The sequence below is a fragment of the Thioalkalivibrio sp. ALE30 genome, from assembly GCF_000377465.1.
In the GTDB taxonomy this organism is placed as follows: Bacteria; Pseudomonadota; Gammaproteobacteria; order Ectothiorhodospirales; family Ectothiorhodospiraceae; genus Thioalkalivibrio.
Genome location: NZ_KB898168.1, coordinates 1 through 17,391, shown reverse-complemented (window position 1 = coordinate 17,391; position 17,391 = coordinate 1). Strand labels below are relative to the sequence as shown.

General features: G+C 68.2%; 18 protein-coding genes. 7 read left to right on the top strand and 11 right to left on the bottom strand.

Annotated features, from left to right (window positions below; translation table 11 throughout):
- Window position 1: 1 nt before the first annotated feature.
- From D107_RS0100090 to D107_RS0100080, 3 genes are all read left to right on the top strand, one after another.
- Window positions 2-439, top strand: coding sequence for a hypothetical protein (locus D107_RS0100090; RefSeq protein ID WP_018866885.1), 438 nt, complete (start codon window positions 2-4; stop codon window positions 437-439).
- A 66-nt stretch (window positions 440-505) separates the two neighbouring features.
- Entirely contained in the window at window positions 506-1,153 is a 648-nt protein-coding gene (gene nth / locus D107_RS0100085; protein ID WP_018880446.1) for an endonuclease III, read from the top strand.
- A 26-nt stretch (window positions 1,154-1,179) separates the two neighbouring features.
- The gene (locus D107_RS0100080; protein ID WP_018880445.1) at window positions 1,180-1,605 is read left to right on the top strand and encodes a DUF1841 family protein; all 426 of its coding nucleotides are present in this window, start codon (window positions 1,180-1,182) and stop codon (window positions 1,603-1,605) included.
- On the opposite strand, the gene D107_RS0100075 is transcribed toward D107_RS0100080, so the two are convergent.
- Genes D107_RS0100075 through D107_RS0100065 form a run of 3 tightly spaced genes read right to left on the bottom strand, consistent with a single transcriptional unit; the run spans window position 1,583 to window position 6,354 of the window.
- A complete protein-coding gene (locus D107_RS0100075; protein ID WP_018880444.1) occupies window positions 1,583-4,741 on the bottom strand; it encodes an efflux RND transporter permease subunit in 3,159 nt (1,052 codons plus the stop codon). The genes D107_RS0100080 and D107_RS0100075 overlap by 23 nt on opposite strands.
- A complete protein-coding gene (locus D107_RS0100070; protein ID WP_018880443.1) occupies window positions 4,738-5,865 on the bottom strand; it encodes an efflux RND transporter periplasmic adaptor subunit in 1,128 nt (375 codons plus the stop codon). Before D107_RS0100070 ends, D107_RS0100075 begins: the two co-directional genes overlap by 4 nt.
- A gap of 30 nt (window positions 5,866-5,895) precedes the next feature.
- On the bottom strand, window positions 5,896-6,354 hold the full coding sequence (locus D107_RS0100065) for a hypothetical protein (protein WP_026280695.1): 459 nt from the start codon (window positions 6,352-6,354) through the stop codon (window positions 5,896-5,898).
- Between the two features lie 462 nt (window positions 6,355-6,816).
- Here D107_RS0100065 and D107_RS0100060 point away from each other — a divergent pair, with 462 nt between their 5' ends.
- Entirely contained in the window at window positions 6,817-7,248 is a 432-nt protein-coding gene (locus D107_RS0100060; protein ID WP_018875767.1) for an SRPBCC family protein, read from the top strand.
- A gap of 30 nt (window positions 7,249-7,278) precedes the next feature.
- Here D107_RS0100060 and D107_RS0100055 read toward each other — a convergent pair whose 3' ends face one another.
- From D107_RS0100055 to D107_RS0100035, 5 genes are all read right to left on the bottom strand, one after another.
- Window positions 7,279-8,643 carry a YihY/virulence factor BrkB family protein gene (locus tag D107_RS0100055; RefSeq protein ID WP_018880441.1) on the bottom strand — a complete coding sequence of 455 codons (1,365 nt, stop codon included), beginning with the start codon at window positions 8,641-8,643 and terminating at the stop codon, window positions 7,279-7,281.
- Window positions 8,644-8,681: 38 nt separating this feature from the next.
- Window positions 8,682-9,311, bottom strand: coding sequence for a YdbL family protein (locus D107_RS0100050; RefSeq protein ID WP_018866893.1), 630 nt, complete (start codon window positions 9,309-9,311; stop codon window positions 8,682-8,684).
- A gap of 89 nt (window positions 9,312-9,400) precedes the next feature.
- Window positions 9,401-11,476, bottom strand: a complete 2,076-nt coding sequence (locus tag D107_RS0100045) for a hypothetical protein (RefSeq protein ID WP_018880440.1) — start codon at window positions 11,474-11,476, stop codon at window positions 9,401-9,403.
- A complete protein-coding gene (locus tag D107_RS0100040; RefSeq protein WP_018880439.1) occupies window positions 11,476-12,267 on the bottom strand; it encodes a YdcF family protein in 792 nt (263 codons plus the stop codon). Before D107_RS0100040 ends, D107_RS0100045 begins: the two co-directional genes overlap by 1 nt.
- 24 nt (window positions 12,268-12,291) lie before the next feature.
- Window positions 12,292-12,774, bottom strand: a complete 483-nt coding sequence (locus D107_RS0100035; protein ID WP_018866896.1) for a Crp/Fnr family transcriptional regulator — start codon at window positions 12,772-12,774, stop codon at window positions 12,292-12,294.
- Window positions 12,775-12,885: 111 nt separating this feature from the next.
- Between D107_RS0100035 and D107_RS0100030 the strand changes: the two genes are divergently transcribed.
- The gene (locus D107_RS0100030) at window positions 12,886-13,344 is read left to right on the top strand and encodes a DUF6231 family protein (RefSeq protein WP_018880438.1); all 459 of its coding nucleotides are present in this window, start codon (window positions 12,886-12,888) and stop codon (window positions 13,342-13,344) included.
- Window positions 13,345-13,374: 30 nt separating this feature from the next.
- On the opposite strand, the gene D107_RS0100025 is transcribed toward D107_RS0100030, so the two are convergent.
- The 3 genes from D107_RS0100025 to D107_RS0100015 are packed head-to-tail and all read right to left on the bottom strand — an operon-like array spanning window position 13,375 to window position 16,173.
- Window positions 13,375-14,694: an MFS transporter gene (locus D107_RS0100025; RefSeq protein WP_018875772.1), complete on the bottom strand. Its 1,320-nt coding sequence runs from the start codon at window positions 14,692-14,694 to the stop codon at window positions 13,375-13,377.
- 22 nt (window positions 14,695-14,716) lie between these two features.
- On the bottom strand, window positions 14,717-15,451 hold the full coding sequence (locus tag D107_RS0100020; protein ID WP_018880437.1) for an MBL fold metallo-hydrolase: 735 nt from the start codon (window positions 15,449-15,451) through the stop codon (window positions 14,717-14,719).
- A 38-nt stretch (window positions 15,452-15,489) separates the two neighbouring features.
- On the bottom strand, window positions 15,490-16,173 hold the full coding sequence (locus D107_RS0100015) for a metalloregulator ArsR/SmtB family transcription factor (protein ID WP_018880436.1): 684 nt from the start codon (window positions 16,171-16,173) through the stop codon (window positions 15,490-15,492).
- A 217-nt stretch (window positions 16,174-16,390) separates the two neighbouring features.
- Here D107_RS0100015 and D107_RS0100010 point away from each other — a divergent pair, with 217 nt between their 5' ends.
- Entirely contained in the window at window positions 16,391-16,840 is a 450-nt protein-coding gene (locus D107_RS0100010; protein WP_018866901.1) for a hypothetical protein, read from the top strand.
- A 355-nt stretch (window positions 16,841-17,195) separates the two neighbouring features.
- On the top strand, window positions 17,196-17,391 hold a 196-nt coding region (locus tag D107_RS0100005), incomplete at its 3' end, for a transposase (protein WP_026280694.1).

Sequence of the window (17,391 nt, the reverse complement as noted above, 5' to 3'; positions counted from 1 at the left end):
CATGGCTGGACATTTCCCGTTTGCTGGCAAGCGCGGCACGCGCTACGGCCTCGCCCCGCGCGGCACGATCGCCGCCTTTTTCGAGAACCACGGGTTCAACGACGACCTGCAGGAGAAGTACTACAAGTGGTGGTACGACTGGGCCAAGGACTTCGTCGAGAAGGACAGCGACCTGTCCTACACCATGATCCGCAAGTTCGACAGCTACCCGATGGGCACCCACGCCCACCACTCGTTCCACCTGAACGACAAGTACTGGCCGAGCTGCCTGGATGAACTGGGTTCGTTCATCCGCGACGTCATCTTCCCGAAGCTGGACGAGAAGGCGATGCATGATCTGGAAGAGAAGCACGCCAAGCTGATCAAGGATCTGGAGAAGGAAGCCGAATCCAACCCGCGCGACGCCGCGCCGGATGTCGGCATGTTCCGCCACGTCTGAGCAACGCCACTACGCGAGTTGCCGGCCCCGCGAAGCGGGGCCGGTTTGTTTGGAGCCTCCGCATCCATGAACGCCGCAAAGCGAGAAGCCATCTTCGAGCGCCTGAAGGCGGCAAACCCCGAGCCGACCACCGAGCTCGAGTACGACACCCCCTTCGAACTCCTGATCGCGGTCATCCTGTCGGCCCAGGCCACGGATGTCGGCGTCAACAAGGCCACCCGCCGCCTCTACCCCGTCGCCAACACCCCCGAGGCCATCCTCGAACTGGGTCTCGACGGGCTGAAGGAACACATCAAGACCATCGGCCTGTACAACGCCAAGGCCGAGAACGTGATCAAGACCTGCCGCATCCTGGTCGACCAGCACGGCGGCGAGGTTCCACGCGACCGCAAATCGCTGGAGGCCCTGCCGGGTGTGGGCCGCAAGACCGCCAACGTCATCCTCAACACCGCCTTCGGCGTCCCCACCATCGCGGTGGACACCCATATCTTCCGGGTCGCCAACCGTACCGGGCTGGCCAAGGGCAAGACCGTGCTCGAGGTGGAGAAGCGCCTGATGCGCCTGACCCCGAAGGCCTACTTGCAGGACGCCCATCACTGGCTGATCCTGCACGGCCGCTACGTCTGCAAGGCGCGCAAGCCGGAGTGCTGGCGCTGCCCGATCGCCGACCTGTGCGAATACAAGGCCAAGACCCCACCGCCCGCGGGCGCCTGACACCCCCAACTCCGAGGACAACCCGCATGTACGGCAACCGCGACCAGATCCGCACCCAGTTCGTCGACGCCTGGCACAAGGCGCAGGCCGGCGAGACGCTGACCGACCTGGAACAGCAGCTGGTGGACGTGATCTCGGAACACCCCGAGTACCACGAATTCATCAAGGACCGCGAGACCGCGCTGACTGGCGAATTCCCGCCGGAGCTGGGCACCTCCAATCCGTTCCTGCACATGGCGATGCACCTGAGCCTGCGCGACCAGGCACGTACCGACCGGCCCGCGGGCATCCGCGAACTGCACCAGGGCCTGTGCGCCCGGTTTGGCGTGATGGACGCCGAGCACCGCATGATGGAATGCCTCGGCCAGACCCTGTGGGAGGCCCAGCGCAGCAACAGCGCACCGGACGAGAACGCCTACCTCGAGTGCCTCAAGCGCCTGGCGAGCCGGTAGCCGACTGTTCGGCCGGCGCCGGCTGCCGGTCCAGTCCCAGCCGATCCAGCAGCACCAGCATCGCGGGGGTGAACAGCAACGTCAGCGGCGTGGCAATGAACAGCCCCCCGGCGATCGCGGTCGCGAGCTGCACCCAGAAGCCGGTCACCGGCGCCCCGACGTAGAAATCCCTGCCGGCGAAATCCACGGTCCAGGCCAGCACCATCGGCATCAGGCCGAGGATGGTGGTGATCGCGGTCAGCAGCACCGGCCGCATGCGCTGGGCCGCCGCGCGCAGGGCCGCCTCCAGGGCATCCAGCCCGCGCCCGCGCTGCTCGTTGTAGGTGTCGATCAGCACGATGTTGTTGTTCACCACGATCCCGGCCAGCGCCAGCACCCCGATCCCGCTCATCACGATGCCGAATGGCTCGCCGCGCAGCAGCAGGGCCAGCAGCACCCCGGCGGTGGAGAACACGATCGCCGACATCACCAGCAGCGCCTGCGAGAACCGGTTGAACTGGGTAACCATCATCGCGAGCATCAGGAACAGCGACAGCGCGAAGGCCGCGAGCAGGAAACGCGCCGCCTCGGCCTGTTCCTCGGCCTGGCCGCGAAACCGCAGCTGCACCTCCGGGTCCAGGTCCATCCCGGCGATGCGCGCCTCCAACGCGCGCTGGCGCTCGTCCACCAGGTAGCCGCTGGCCGCATCCGCCTCCAGGGTGTAGGCGCGATCGCCGTCGCGGCGCTTGATCAGGCCGGTGGCCGGCACTGGCACCAGTTCCGCGAAATGCGCCAGCGGCACCAGCCCGGTCGCGCCGGGCAGGTTCAGGGTGGCCAGTTGCTGCAGGTGGCGCTGCTCCGCCGGCAGGCGCAGGCGGATATCCACCTCCTCGTCGCTGTAGTCCGGGCGGTAGCTGCCGAGCTGGATGCCGCGGGTCAGCAGCTGCACCCCCTCGCCCAACAGCGGCACGTCCACGCCGAAGCGCGCCGCCTGCTCACGATCGAAGCGCACCTCCAGCTCCACCCCGGGCAGTGGCAGGTCGTCGGTCACGTCCTCGAAGCCGCCCAGCTCGTCCATCGCAGTGCGGATCTCGCGGATCACCGGCGCGATGCGGTCAGCCTGGCGGCTGGAGGCCTCGACCACGATCGGCCGGCCCTCGCGCGGCCCGCGTTCCTGGGCGCGAAACTGCAGGCGGATGCCCGGCAGGTCGGCGGTACGCTCGCGCAGGTCCTCGATGATCGCGGCCGCCGGCGGGCGCTCGCGCCAGGAGATCAGTTCCAGCTGGATCAGGCCGACCAGGTCTTCCGGGTAGTCGCCCTGCAGCCGCCCGAGCTGGGTACCGATGGTCCGCGCATAGACATGCTGGATCTGCGGCACCCCCTGCAGGCGCCCCTCCACCTGTCTCACCAGGGCGTCCGCCTCCCACACCGACAGGTCGCCGCGCGCCTGTACCTGCACCTGCACGAAGTCGGGCTCCACCTGCGGGAAGAACTCCACCCCGCGCCCCTGCTGGGCATACAGCGCATAGGCGGCGGCGACCAGCGCCAGCGTGCCCGCGAGCGTCCAGCCGGGGCGACGCACCAGCGGCTGCAGCAGGCGGATGTAGGCGCGGGTCAGGCCCTGCAGTTCGTCATAGCGACCATCCTCGGCCGCGCGCACGTAGCGCGTCTGGGCCGCGTTGATCGGGTGGCTCTGGCCGATCACCGACCCCAGCGCCGGAATAAATACCAACGCCATCGCCAGCGAGGCGATCAGGGTCACAATCACCGTGGCCGGCAGGTAGACGATGAACTCACCGACCATGCCGGGCCACAGCAGCATCGGCGCGAACACCGCCAGCGTGGTCCCGATCGCGGTGGTGATCGGCCAGGACATGCGCTGCGCCGCGGCGCGGAAGGCCTCCCGCCGCGGCATGCCCTCGGCCACATAGCGGTCAGCCAGCTCCACCACCACGACCGCGCCATCCACCAGCATGCCGACCACCAGAATCAGCCCGAACAGCACCACCACATTGAGCGTGAAGCCCATCAGATAGATCGCCAGGATGCCGCCGAGGAAGGCCCCGGGGATGGCCACGCCCACCAGCAGGGCCGCGCGCGCCCCCATCATTGCCAGAATCACCAGCGCCACGATCAGCACCGCGGCGATCACGCTGTTCTCGAGATCGCCCAGCAGGTCGTCGACATCGCGCGCCATGTCCTGCAGGTAGGTGACCTCGACCGTCTCCGGCCAGTCGGCCCGCGCCGCCTCGATGGTCGCGCGCGCGGCCGCCACCACCTCCAGGATGTTGGCCTCCGAGGCCTTGCGGATCTCCAGCGACACCGAGGGCTGTCCGTCGATGCGGGTGAAGCCCTCCGGGTCCAGATAGCTCTGGCGGACCTCGGCGACATCGCGCACCCGCACCACCGCGTCGCCCTCCACCCGGATCGCGGTATCCAGCACGTCGTCGACGTCATCGATGGTGCCCGGCACCCGCAGCGGGATGCGCCCGGCGCCGGTATCCAGCGCCCCGGCCGCAACCAGACGGTTGTTGCGTTCGATCGCCCGGGTCAGCTCGTCGAACGACAGCTCGAAGGTCTCCAGCACCAGCGGATCGACCAGCACCTCCATCTGCTCCTCGCGATCGCCGCCGACATCCGCCTCCAGCACCCCGGGGATCGCCTCCACGCGGTCGCGCAAGTCGCGCGCCAGACGCACCAGCGTGCGCTCGTCCAGCGGCCCGGACAGGTTCAGCGTGAGCACCGGGAACAGCGACAGGTCGACCTCGGAGACGCTCGGGTCCTCGGCCCCGGCGGGCAGTTCCGGGCGCACCTGGTCGACCTCCTCGCGCAGGTCCGACAGGGCCCGACGGTTGTCCCAGCCGGGCTCGAAGTCCAGCCGCACCAGGGCAAAGCCCTCGCCGGCCCAGGACTGCATCTCGTCCACCCCGGGCAGGGTCTGCAATTCGCGCTCCAGCGGGCGCAGCATCAGGCGCTCGGCATCCTCCGGACTGACCCCCGGATAGGGCACGGACACGAAGAAGATGGGGATGTCGATCTCGGGGGCCGCCTCCTTGGGCACCACCTGGTAGGCGGTCGCGCCCAGCACCAGGATCAGTAGCAGGAACAGCAGCACCGTCCGGGCGTGCTCCACCGCCCAGGCGATCAGGGCCTTCACCGCAGGGCCTCGCCCACCGGTTCCGGCCCGGCCGCGCCCGTCGATGCCTCCATGGGCCGGGGCCGCACGGTCTCGCCCGGGGTCACGAAGCCGTGGCCGATGGTGATCACCCGCGCGCGCTCCGGCAGCCCGGTGACCCAGACGCCGTCCGTGGCGGCACGGATCACCTCGACCGCGTGGAAGACCACCCGGTCGTCGTCATCCACCGTCTTCACCCCGACCCGGCCGCTGTCGTCCAGCCCCATCCAGGCCGGCGACAGCTTGTGCGCCGCGACCGTCTCGGTCGGAATCTCGACCCCGGCGCTGATCCCGGAGGGCAGCGCCTCGTCGGCATTCGGGACCTCCACCTCCACGCGGAAGGTCTGGGTGCCGGACTCGGCGACCCGCGAGACGAACCGCACCTCGCCCTCGGCGCGACGCCCGTCCAGGAAGCGAATACGCGCCGCCTGGCCCGACTCCACCCGCCCAATCTGGTGCTGCGGCACATGCACCACCGCCAGCAGCGGGTCGTTGTCCACGATCTCCGCCACCGGGTCGCCACGTGCCACGAAGTCGCCCCGCTCGGCCAGGCGCTGATTCACCACCCCGTCCACCGGGGCGATAATGCGCGTGTTGCGGATATCCAGCTCGATCGCCTCCAGCTCCGCCCGGGCGGCCTCGCGCTCGGCCTCGCGGGCCTCCAGCTGGGTGCGAGATACATGGCCCTGATCGTGCAGCCGCTGGGCGGCCTCGTATTCGCTCTCGGCGCCGCGCAGCCGGGCGATCGCCTGGCGCCGGCGCGCCTCGCGGTCATCCATGCGCAGCCGCGCCAGGGGCGCGTCGGCCGCCACGCGTGCCCCGCGGGCCACCTCCCACTCGGCCACCTGGCCGGCGGTCTCGGCGCGCACCAGCACGCGCAGATCCGGCTCCACCCGCCCCTGCAGCACCAGCAGGCGCTCCACCGGCTCCGCCTCCAGCGCGGTCACGGCCACGGCCATCGGCTGCGGCTCGGCCGCCCGCGGCGCCTCGTCGGCCTCGCGCCCGAACATCCCCGAGGCGATCCAGAGGATCACCAGCAGCAGGATGCCCAGCGCGATCAGCACGCGCGCCTGCCCGCGCAGGCGCTGCCACCAGGAATCAGCCATCGCCGCGCCTCCGCTGTATGCCGGCGGTACTCACTTTGCCCCGCCGAACAGACGCTGCCACCAGCGCCGGCGGCTCCCGGTCGGCGGCATCGCCGCCTCCAGGTCCACCGGCGGCACGCGCGACAGCACCCAGCCCGGCAGCACCCGCAGCCCCGAGGAGCCGCAGCTGGAGCCGAGGTTGTTGGGGTCGAAGATCTTCACGAATGCCGGCGCCTCGCGGTCATCGACGTAGACGATCCCGCAGTAGTCCTCGTCGTGATCCTGCCGCAGCAGGGTGTCGACCTCGTCGATGAAACGCCGGAAATCCTCGGCGGAGACCGGTTCCACGGGCACGGTGTCCCCCACGGCGTAGATGTACCAGCCGCCGTCGGCACGGTCGCGCAGCAGCGTCCACAGCCGCTCCAGCTGCTCCCAGTACAGGATGCCGGTGGAACCGGCCTCGAAACGTTGCAGGAAGTCGGGCACGGGCCCTTGGGACGCTGGATTCATACGGAGATCCGTTTATCCGGAAAAGACCCTTATCCTAGGGAAACACTGATCAATGTACACACTCGCGTTGGCACCCCAGGTTCTTCGAGACCAGGCGCGTCGTGCGGCGGGTAGTGGTTCTACCCGCCCGTTTTTGATGGATTCGGGGCGCAACGCAGGATCGGGGAACCTGGGGTGCCAACCCCACAACCTATTGAACGAAGGGGCTCGGCCGCCCGTTGTTGACAAAAACGGGCGCGGGAACGGCGTTGCGGCTCCCTTGTGCAGAATGACTGCACGGCAGTCACCGCGCCTTGTTCGCACGCAAAAGCGACTCGAGCGCGTGCGTGCACATTAATCAGTGTTTCCCTCGGGAAACAGCGGTGAATGTACACGCTCGTGTAGTTCCCGCATGGCTTGCAGGGAACCCCCGACCGGGGCCAGGCTCTTAAACGGAAAGCCTTTAGCCAAGAAGACTGCGCCATGCGAACCATCTCCCACGCCACTTCCCTGCGCGCCGAGCCGGAACGGGTCTTCGAGTTGCTGAGTCACGTGCCCAACTTTGTCGACCTGTGCGACCACGTCGAGCATATCGAGTGCCTGGGTGACGACTGCTATCGCTGGACCATTCGGGCCGCCGGGATGCGCATGGATTTCGATGTCGAGGTCTGCACCGCGATCGCGCCGGAGCACTTTGCCTGGCGCTCCATCCGCGGGGTGCAGAACCGGGGCAGCTACCGCCTGAGCCCCGAGGGCGAGGACCGCACGCGCGTGGAGTTCGAACTGGAGTACAAGCTGAACCCGCTGCTCGACGCGGCCGTGCGGCGCGCGGCCCAGTCGCTGGTCGACCGGGTGTCGGGCCAGCTGATGGAACGGGCCCAGCAGCGGCTGGACGCCGAGGCGGCCCGTTCCTGACCCCAAACCTGGCCCCAGCGTGGCCGGGTGTCAGGCGGTCTCCGCCGCGGCGCTGGCATCGGGGCGCGCCAGCAGGTCGCGCAGGGTGCGCCCGTTCAGGCGCTCCTCGCGCGCCTGATCCACCTCTTTCAGCGTCGTCTCCACACTCAGGCTGCCGCGCAGACGACGAATGGCGTGATCATCGCTGTCCTCGCGCAGCGCATCCAGGATTTCGTCCACGCGGATCGCGTCCAGGTCGCGGGCCGGTACCAGATGCTGGCCCTCGCTTCCCGCCTTCAACAGCAGACCGGCCTCTTCCAACCGGCGCGCCGCATCACCCAGGGCATTGCCCGGCACCGCCAGGGTCGCGGCCACCTCGTCCAGGGTGGGTGCCGGGCGCCCGTCGTGAAAGCGCTGGCCGACCTGCTGCATCAGGTGCAGCCCCATGCGTTCGCGTGCCGCCCCGGACAGGCGCAGGCGGATGCCGCGCACGTTCATGTACTCCGGGTGCTGGACGAAGAAGGCGACATTGGCCCCGATCAGCAGGATCAGCCAGGCGAGGTAGATCCAGATCAGCAGCATGATCATGATGGCGAAGCTGGAATAGATCGCCGCATAGCGCGTTGAACCCGCCACCATGTTGGCGAATACCCAGCCCACGCTCTGCCACAGGAAACCGGCCACCACCGCGCCGATCAGCGCCGGGAGGATCTTGACCCGGGTGTTCGGCACGAACACGTAGATGAACGCGAACGCGGAGATGATCAGGATGTACGGCACCAGCCGCGAGATCTCGGTAATCAGCATGCCGAAGGGTTCGACCCCGGCAATCGCCTGCATCGCGGCCGATGACATCACCGTGGCGGTCAGCCCCAGCGCCGAGACCACCAGCACCGGACCAATCAGGATCACCGACAGGTAGTTGGAAAAGCGCTGGGCCAGGCTGCGGCTGTTCTCCACCCGCCAGATGGTGTTGAAGGCCAGCTCGATCTTCTGCACCAGTGCGATCACGGTGTACACGAGGAACAGCAGGCCCACGAAGCCGAGCACGCCCACGCGCATATTGTCGACAAAGTCGAGCACGTTGTGGGCGATCTCCACCCCCTGCTCGCCCAGCGGCTCGAGCACGCCCAGCAGGAACGGCTCCACCGCATTGTGGGCACCAAAGGCCTTGAGCACCGAGAACGACAGCGCCAGCAGCGGCACCATCGACAGCAGGGTGGTGTAGACCAGGCTCATCGCCCGCAGCGTCAGCTGGCCCTCGGAGACCTCGCGGGCCAGGCCGAACAGGCCCCGCACGACACCCAGCGGGACCGCCTTCCACCAGGGCAGCGCCGAGAGGTCCGTGTCCTGGACCAGCTCGACCAGCTGGCGCCGGCGGGCATCCAGGCGTTCGGCCCAGGCTACGCCCGCCACGCATTACTCCCGTGGGTATGTGGCCCCGTCACCAGGCCCTACTTCTGCCGCCACTGGCCGTTACGGTCCTGGTACCAGTAGCCCGCCGGGGCCTCTTCCACCCAGACGCGGGCAAAGGTCTCGCGGATCTGGCGTTCCCAGTCCGGGCGGTCATTGGCGCGCGCGATCTCGCGGTAGAGCGAATCGCGGTCGGAGTTCTCCTCGCTGACCTGGCGCTGTACGGTGCTGCGGTCCCGCAGCGGCACCTCGGAGAGGTCACGGATCACCACGTCGCCGTTGTTGCCGAACCCGATCGCCCCGCTGCGGAAATGCGGCGCCAGCTGCGGCGCCCGCTCACGCATCGAGGCCCGGATGCGATTGATCGCCGGGGTCTCGATCTGCAGGTCCGGGCTCTGCGCCGCGGCCGGGCTGACCAGACGCTCCAGCACCCAGGCCAGCACCGGCGTGCTGCCCGTCGCGGCGCCGGCATGACGCGGCTGGGCCGGAAGCTGCGCGCCGGACTCGGACTGCGGCGCGGCCTCGCTGTCCGGCACCTGCAGCGCGTCGCGCACGATGGCGCGCGCCGCCTCCTCCGCCGCGGCGGTGGGGAAGTAGATATTGATGGTCACGCAGCCGGCCAGCAGGGCAAACACCAGCGCCAGTCCCGGAACACTCCACAAAGCCTTCATGCCTGTCATCCCTTGTTCGAGCGGGTCCGTCCCGCATGTGCCCAATCTACACCATCATCCTGAATGGCAACCAAACGCTGAATGCGTGGTTACTGCACCACCGGGCCCTCGCCCGCCTGGATCGTGGCCAGGCGGTTGATCAGCTCCGGCCAGTCGACCCGCCGGTTGTACCCGATCACCTGGATCTGCGGCAGCCCGCCACCCTGGACCAGTACGAACCCGTCATCGGGGCGATCGGCGACGCCAGAGGCGGTGCATACGTCCCCGCGCAGCTCGCAACGGAAACCCAGGCGGCGATAGCTGAAGTTCTCGAAGAAGCGCAGAAAGATCGACGACGCCGCCGCCTGGATCCCGCCGCCCAGCTCGGTGATGTTTTCCACCGCGCGCTGGCTGATGCGCCGCCGCCCCGGCGCGTCCATCGGCGTCATCAGCTCCAGATCCATATGCACCGGCGACCAGTCCACCATCACCAGGTCGTTCACGTGGCCCGACAGACGGCCCTGGATACGCCCGAAATCGAAGGCACGGGTGACCAGTTCCAGGTCCAGGCGCTGAATCTGCGTCGACAGCCCCAGCTCCGGGGCGTAGCCGAACAGATCGTGGATGTAGACATCGCGCAACACCACCTCGCCGTCAAACACCTGCACCAGCAACCGCCCGTCCACGTTCAGGTCGCCATCCTCCAGGCGGACGCGCGGGATCATTCCCGCCACCTGCCCGGAGAACCGGGGCCATCCCAGCACCTCGGTCAACGGCTCCAGGCTGATGGCCCGGATGCCGCCCTGAAACTGCACATCCGGCCCGGTCTCCGTCTGCTGCAGACTGAAGGCCCCGACCCGCAGCCCACCATCGAGGATCGGGATCTCGGTCGCCTCCAGTAACTCCAGTCCCTGTGGCCGCGCCCGCACCTGCGCGCTGAAGGCATCGAACGGGAGCCCGTAGAGATGGGCGGCATCCACTTCGATGCGCCCCGGACCGCCCGGCACCGTGTCCGACCAGTCGAGACCACCCCGAGCCCCACTGAGACCGAAGCGTCCCCGGCGATCCTGCGCCTCCACCCCGGACCACTCCGCACGCATGTAACGCGGCATGGAATCCTGCAGTTCGATCTCGCCCGCCAGGTGACCCGCGACATCCAGCTCGCCCAGCGGGGTCCCCACCAGCCAGGGCGACAGTAGGGTGTCGTAGATCACCCCCAGCGCCGCGATCTCCGCCTGGACCCGGCCCTCCAGCCCGCGCCCGGGCGCGAACGCCAGGTCCTGCCCCTGCAGGGCCGCCGCCGCCCCATAGTCCAGCGAGAGCGAATCCGTGCGCGCCGAGCCGTTGTCGGCGTCCGCCACCAGGCCACGGGCCTCCAGCACGACCGGCCCCTCGGCGTCGAGATCCACGAACCAGGGATCCACGAACACCACGCCTGCCGTCACGGCCGCCTCCACATCCCAGCCGTTCGCGTCCCCCGCGACCCACAGTCGCGCATCCAGCTCCTCGCCCGCCTGCAGCCCGAGGTCATCGCTGAAGGCGAGGTCATGGACCCGCAGGGTGCCTTCCGAACGGCCGCGTTCACGCCAGCGCAGCGCAACATCCGCCCGGCCCTGCCCGAGGTGCACGGGCAGCTCCATCGGCAGGCGCGGGGAGGCGGCCAGCGCCGCCAGATCAATGCCGTCGAGATCGGCCCGCACATCCCAGCCGCGCGCCGGGTCGCGGTGCACACGAACATCCCCGCTGGCCCCGAACCAGCCCGGCCAGGCGCCCGCCAGGGTCAGCTGACCGCTCTCGCGGCCCCAAACCAGGCGCACCCGCGCGCCGCGCAGGTCCAGATCCCCGGCATCCCCCCAGAGCCGGGCGGCCTCGCAGCGGACCTCGGTACGGCCGAGCCGCAGGTCGCCACATTCCACCCGCAGTCGTCGCAGGGTCCCGATCGGGGCGGGAAGCTCGACGCGTTCCGCGCGGATTTCCAGCGACAGGCCTTCGCGCGTCCATTGCACCCGCGTACTCAGGCCGCGGGCATCGAGATCCTCGCGCAGCAGGGATTCGATCTGCAGGTCGAGCTGGACACCGCCGGCAGCCGATGGGGATTCGGCGGCCGTCACCGACCCCGCCAGCAGGAAAAACACCAACCCGGCCGCCGCGGCCACTGCGCCCGGTGCACCGCGCCGCGCGTGCATCAGGCCGGGTCGCCCCGCTCCGGCAGGCGATCGCGCAGCGGGCGCGCCAGACGCGCCACCCACTCGCGCAGGGCGAAGCGGGAGGTCTCCAGGGCGTCCAGTCGCGGCAGGAAGTCCTCGACCCGCATCGGGTCGCCGGTCGGGCCGCGAAAGCCGGCCGGGGCCGGGTCGGCGGCCAGGCCCGCGCGCTCGAAGCAGGCCAGCGCACGCGGCAGATGCAGCGCCTGGGTCACCACCAGTACCCGCTGCACATCACTGTTCTGGAGTCGCTGGCGGGTGTGGGTGGCGTTCTCGAAGGTGTTGCGCGAGGTGTTCTCCAGCCAGCGCACCGGCACCCCCAGCTCGCCCTGCAGGCTCGCCGCCATCAGCTCGGCCTCGGAGCGCCGCCCCGGCAAGGCACCCGGACGCCCGCCGGAGACCAGGATCGGCAACCCGGTATCGCGGTGCAGCCGCGCCGCATGGCGCAGGCGCTCGTGAGTCCGCGGGTTCAGGGCGTCACGCCCGCCGTCCTCGGCGCGCCCGGGCCAGCGGCCACCCCCCAGCACCACGATGGCATCGGCCCGGCCCACCGCGATTACGCCGTCGCGCAGGTCACGCTCGATGCTGTGGGCCAGCGGCTGGGCCACGATGTTCAGGCTCGGCAGCACCAGCGCCAGCAGGCCCAGGGCGAGCAACGCCCGCCCACCCCGCCAGTCGGCCCACCACAAGGCCACGCCCACAAGGGTCAGCGTGATGCCCAGCCCGGGCGGCAGCAGCAGGTGCTCGGCGATCGTCTGCAGGGTGGCGAGCACGAGAGTCTCCGCCCGCGACCGGGGTTACTTCTTGCCCGGGGAGTAGAGATAGTGGGCGTAGGTGGCCACGTCCTCGGAGACCCGGCGGATCAGGTGATCCAGGCTGATGATGGCAAACTCGAGCAGGTTCACCGCGATGTACGGCTGCTCGACGCGCAGGCGATCATACATGGAGCGCGACAGGCGCAACAGGCGGGTATTGTCGCTCAGGGCACGCATGCGCACGCCGCGCGGCACGCGGTCGAAGAACGACATGGACCCGGCCAGTTCGCCGGTCTGCATGCGGCCGACCTCGATCTCCTGGCTGCCGTCGTCGTGGTACAGCGCAGCGGTCCCGCTGACCACGAAGAACAGCGACTCCCCGACCTCGCCGATGTCCGCGATCACCTGCTTGTGATGGGTCTCCACCACTTCTAGGTACTCGAGCAGGACTTCGACCTCGGCCGGCGTCAGGGACGCCGAGATCGGGTGCTTGGAGAGGAATTCGGTCAGCAGTTCCTTGGACATGGAGAGGGTTCCTTCTGACGGGTCCGCGGTAGAAGTGAGAGTGCTTTAGAGTATAACGAACACGGCCCCGGGACGGGGCCGACACGCCACGGAACGCCGGGGAGGTAGCCCTTGATCGACATCGACGTCCTGCGCCGCAACCTGCCGCGACGCCTGCGCGAGGGGCGCACCCTCCTGCTGGTCGCCGCCCCTGAGACCACGGACAGTCCACCGGATGTGGAGCAGGAAACGGTGGCAGCGTTTCTCGAGCATCCGCCCGATCCACGAGTGCCGCTGGTCCTGCTCCCGGACACCCTCAGCGCGCTGGATGTGACCACCGGACAACAACTGCTGGGCGGCCTGCGCGACCGCTGGGCCGACGAGGTGCTGATCCTGCACCGGCTGGACGACCAACGCTGGGACCTGAACGACTTCCTGGCGCTCGGATTCCGGCGCGACCCCGAAGCCGAGACCGCCGCGCCGGATCACGCGGTCTATCGCACCAGCCTGTACGACTACAAGCTCACTCCCGACTGGCTGAACGCCCGGTTCTGGGCGAACCCCGAGATGTGGGACAAGGCCCGCTGGTAACGCTGTGCCGGGCGAATCGCGACGCGGGGACTACTCGTCGCGGGGGTTCAGGCGCGGATGCGTCTCGTCACCCCACCACCAGACCAGCGCACCGGATGCAAACATCGCGATCACCACGAACCAGAAGCCCCAGATCACCGAGCCGCCCAGGTGGGCCACGATGCCCAGGCCCAGGGCCCCAACGCCGTAGCCGAGATCGCGCCAGAAGCGGTAGGTACCGATGGCCGAGCCGCGCCAGTTCGGGTGTGCAATGTCCGCCACCGCCGCACTGAGGTTCGGGTACAGCAGCGCCATGCCGAACCCGGTCACCGCCGCCGCGAAGGACCACCACAGTACGCCCTCGCCGAGCAGGGTCAGGGCGACCCCGCCGCCACAGATCCACATCCCCCAGATGATCGGCTGGCGTCGCCCCACGTGATCGGACAGACGCCCGGTAAGGAACTGCGAACCGCCCCAGACGAAGCCGTAGATCCCGACGACCCAGCCGATCGCCGCCAGACTGAGCCCCTGCTGATACAGGAACACCGGGTAGAACACCCAGACCAGCGCATCCACGAACTTCTCCACCAGCCCGGCCTGACTGAACGCCGCCATGCGCCGGTCGCGCCAGGACATCAGGGTGAACACCTGCCAGGTCGTCGGCGTGTCGGGGATATTCGTCGGGTAACGCGGCACCGGGCCGGTGGACTGACCGGCCGCATGCCGGGCACCCTCGGCCTTTGCCCAGTCGAGGGTCTCGCGCACGAACACGGCGGTCATCACGATCGCCAGGGCGATCACCACCAGGCCGAAGATCAGCAGGCCCCAGCGTGGCCCGAACGCGGCCGCCATATAGCCGGTCACGATCCCCGCCACGGCAACCCCGACATACCCGGAGAACTCGTTCATGCCCATGGTGAAGCCGCGCTCGTCGGCCCGGGTGATATCCATCTTGGCGGTCTGCGTCATCGACCACGCCAGCCCCTGGTTCACGCCCAGCAGGACGGTCGCCGCGACGATCCAGCTCCAGGACGGTGCGTAGAGGATCATGAACGGGATCGGGATGGCCGCCACCCAGCCCAGCATCAGGACCGTCTTGCGCCCCAGCCGCTCGGACAGGCGCCCGGCAACGAAGTTGAGCGCCCCCTTCACGACCCCGAAGGCGACCACGAACGCGGTCAGCAGCATGAACGAGCCCTCGGCCACACCGAACTCGCTCTCCGCCAGCGCCGGCACGACCGTGCGCATCATCCCGATGGTCAGGCCAACGAAGAAGACCTGGATCAGTTGCTGCCCGAACTGCCCGAGGTTCTCCCGAATCCCGTGCGTCAGATGGGCGTAGGCTTCCGCGGCCTTGTGATGGTCCGTCATGAAGAGTCCCTCTGCTATCGGATCAGGAGGCGATATTCGCCGCGACGTAGGCATCCATTCCCACCGGGCGCGGGGGGATGTTCTGGGTCAGAAAATCGACGAACGCCTCCCGCTCACCGATCGCAAGCCCCGGGTTGAAGCGCTTCTCGAACCCGAGCGTCGACGACGGCTTCCCGGACAGCCCCGCGCCGCAGGCACTGCCGGCATAGTGACCGGGATAGATCTCCAGTTCGTCCGGAAGGACCAGGAGGCGCTCGTGAAGGCTGTCGAACAACCGTCCCGCCATCTCGCGCTCCCGCCCGGCCAGATCGGGGCGTCCAACACTGCCGATGAACAGCGTATCGCCCGTAAGAACGAACCAGGGCTGGTCCCCGCGGCGTTTGTCGGTCACCAGAAGACACAGGCTGTCCTCCGTGTGACCGGGGGTATGGATCACCTCGACCTCGACGTTGCCGACCTCGAGCCGATCGCCATCCTCCAGCGCATGGAAGTCGAACTCCACCACCGAACGATCCGACGCATGCAGGCAATACTCCGCCCCGGCACGTCGGGCCAGGTCACGGCCACCGGAATAGTGATCGGCATGCACATGCGTGTCGATCACATGCGTGATGGCAACACCCGCCTCGGCGGCCCGCTCCAGGAACCATTCCTGGTCCCCGTCCACGACATCCACCGCGATGGCCTTGCCCAGCGATCCACAGCCGAACAGGTAGGACAGCGACGACTCCCGGGTGGGCAATTGATGAAAAAACATGACACTCCTCCTGGGCCGTTCACCGGCCTCCTTCGTTTTTATCGATCGTCCTGATCGGCGCTGACGGGCAGGCCCTGGTAGCGCCACTCCGCGATACCGTCCTCGAGCCGGCTGGCCCGGATGCCGTGCCGACCCAGGATCTGGACGGCCTCGCTCGCCATCAGGCAGTACGGTCCTCGGCAGTACGCCACCACGGGGCGGTCAGTCGGCAATTCGCCCAGCCGGTCGCGCAATTCGCTGACGGGGATGGATCGGGCATAGGGAAGATGGGCGCTGGCGTACTCCATGCCCGGACGTACGTCGAGCACGATCACCTCGCCGCGCCGCGCCCGCTCGAGTAGCTGTTCGCCCGCCATGGGGGCCAGATCGCCCGCACCCTCGGCGATCTCTCGAGTGGCGGCCTGCAGCTCCAGCAGCCGTTCTTCGGCCAGTGTTCGCAGCATCACCCAGAAATCGGCGACATGCCGATCGACCAGGCGGTAGAACATGTACCGGCCTTCGCGCCGGGCCTCCACCAGCCGCGCAAGGCGCAGCTCCTTCAGGTGGGCACTGGCCAGCTTCACGCTGATCTCCGCGTCCGACGCCAGTTGTTCGACGCTCTTCTCCCCCTGCACGAGGATCTCGATCAGCTCCAACCGCTTGGGACTGGCGGCCGCGCGGGCAATGCGGGCCACCTGTTCGTACAGGAGGTCTTTGAGTTCGCGTCCGGACACCGCACACATTCCAATATTCGTTGGAATATAAGCTAACCAACGCGCGCCGCCAACGCAAGCCCTGCTTGCGCACCCGCGCGGGACCGGACCCTCCGGTTTTTGGGGCATTCTGGCGAACGCAGTAATTCCTGAGTACGGTACTCTGGAACTTCAATTAGAAGTTGCTTACTAACTGAATGACTATCCCGTGCCCACGGGCACCCTTCCCCTGCAAAAGGAGGACGTCATGAGCCAGCTGATCAACAACTTCCCGGCCGACGGCGTGGTCACCATCAATCGCGTGATCCTGAAGCCGGAGTACACCATCGACGACCTGCAGGAGCGTGTCGCGGTCCTCTGCGAGAACGTGAAGACCTACCACTCGGATACCGGCTTTGTCGGCGGCTTTGTCGCCCTGAACTCCGGCGCGGTCTCCAACGAGGGCTCGACGATCGGCCAGGCGGTCGAGAGCCCGATGAAGGACAAGGAAGCGCTGATCATTACCTTCTGGAACAGCTTCGAGGAACACGAGGCGTCGCATCAGAGCGAGACCTTCCAGCCCCTGTTCCAGCAGGTCCTGGAACTGTGCGAGAACGGGAACGAGGAGATCGCCTACGAGATGCTCTGGTCCGGCGCGGCCTACGACCCGGAACAGGCCAAGGCCGCCCGCCAGGCCAAGGAAACCCACGCGGCCTGACGGCTGCATGCCGGGAGCGATCCCGGACCAAGGAACTGTCGTCTCTCCAACGACTGTACCCATTGCCGGGGCCTAACGCCCCGGCTTTTTTGTCGGCCGCCCTGGTCGCGCCTCCATAGCCCCCTGCAGGAGCCTGCTTGCAGGCGAATTCCCCTGACCACGTCTGACTTTGGCAGGGGCTTCGCCTGCGAGCAGGCTCCTGCGATTTTCGGGGTGTGCTGAACCGGGGGTCATCTCAAGCATCCGGGCTCTTGGAGTAGTGTGCTGAGTTATGTGCAGAAGCTGGCAGGAGGTGAGCGGCCATGGTATTCGGGTTGGTTAGCGACCACCGGAACCCCTCAAGGAGGGCGAGACCATGACCACTCACAAGAGCCAGGCTACTGCGGATCGCACGTCACTGCGAGCGTTTTTGGGGACAGACGAGGAACTGATGCGCACGCTGGTGCGCGAGGCGGTCCAGCAGGTTCTGGAAGCCGAGATGAGCGACCAGCTCCAGGCGGCACCGGGCGAGCGCACCGAGGGCCGCCTGGGCTACCGAGCCGGGTACTACC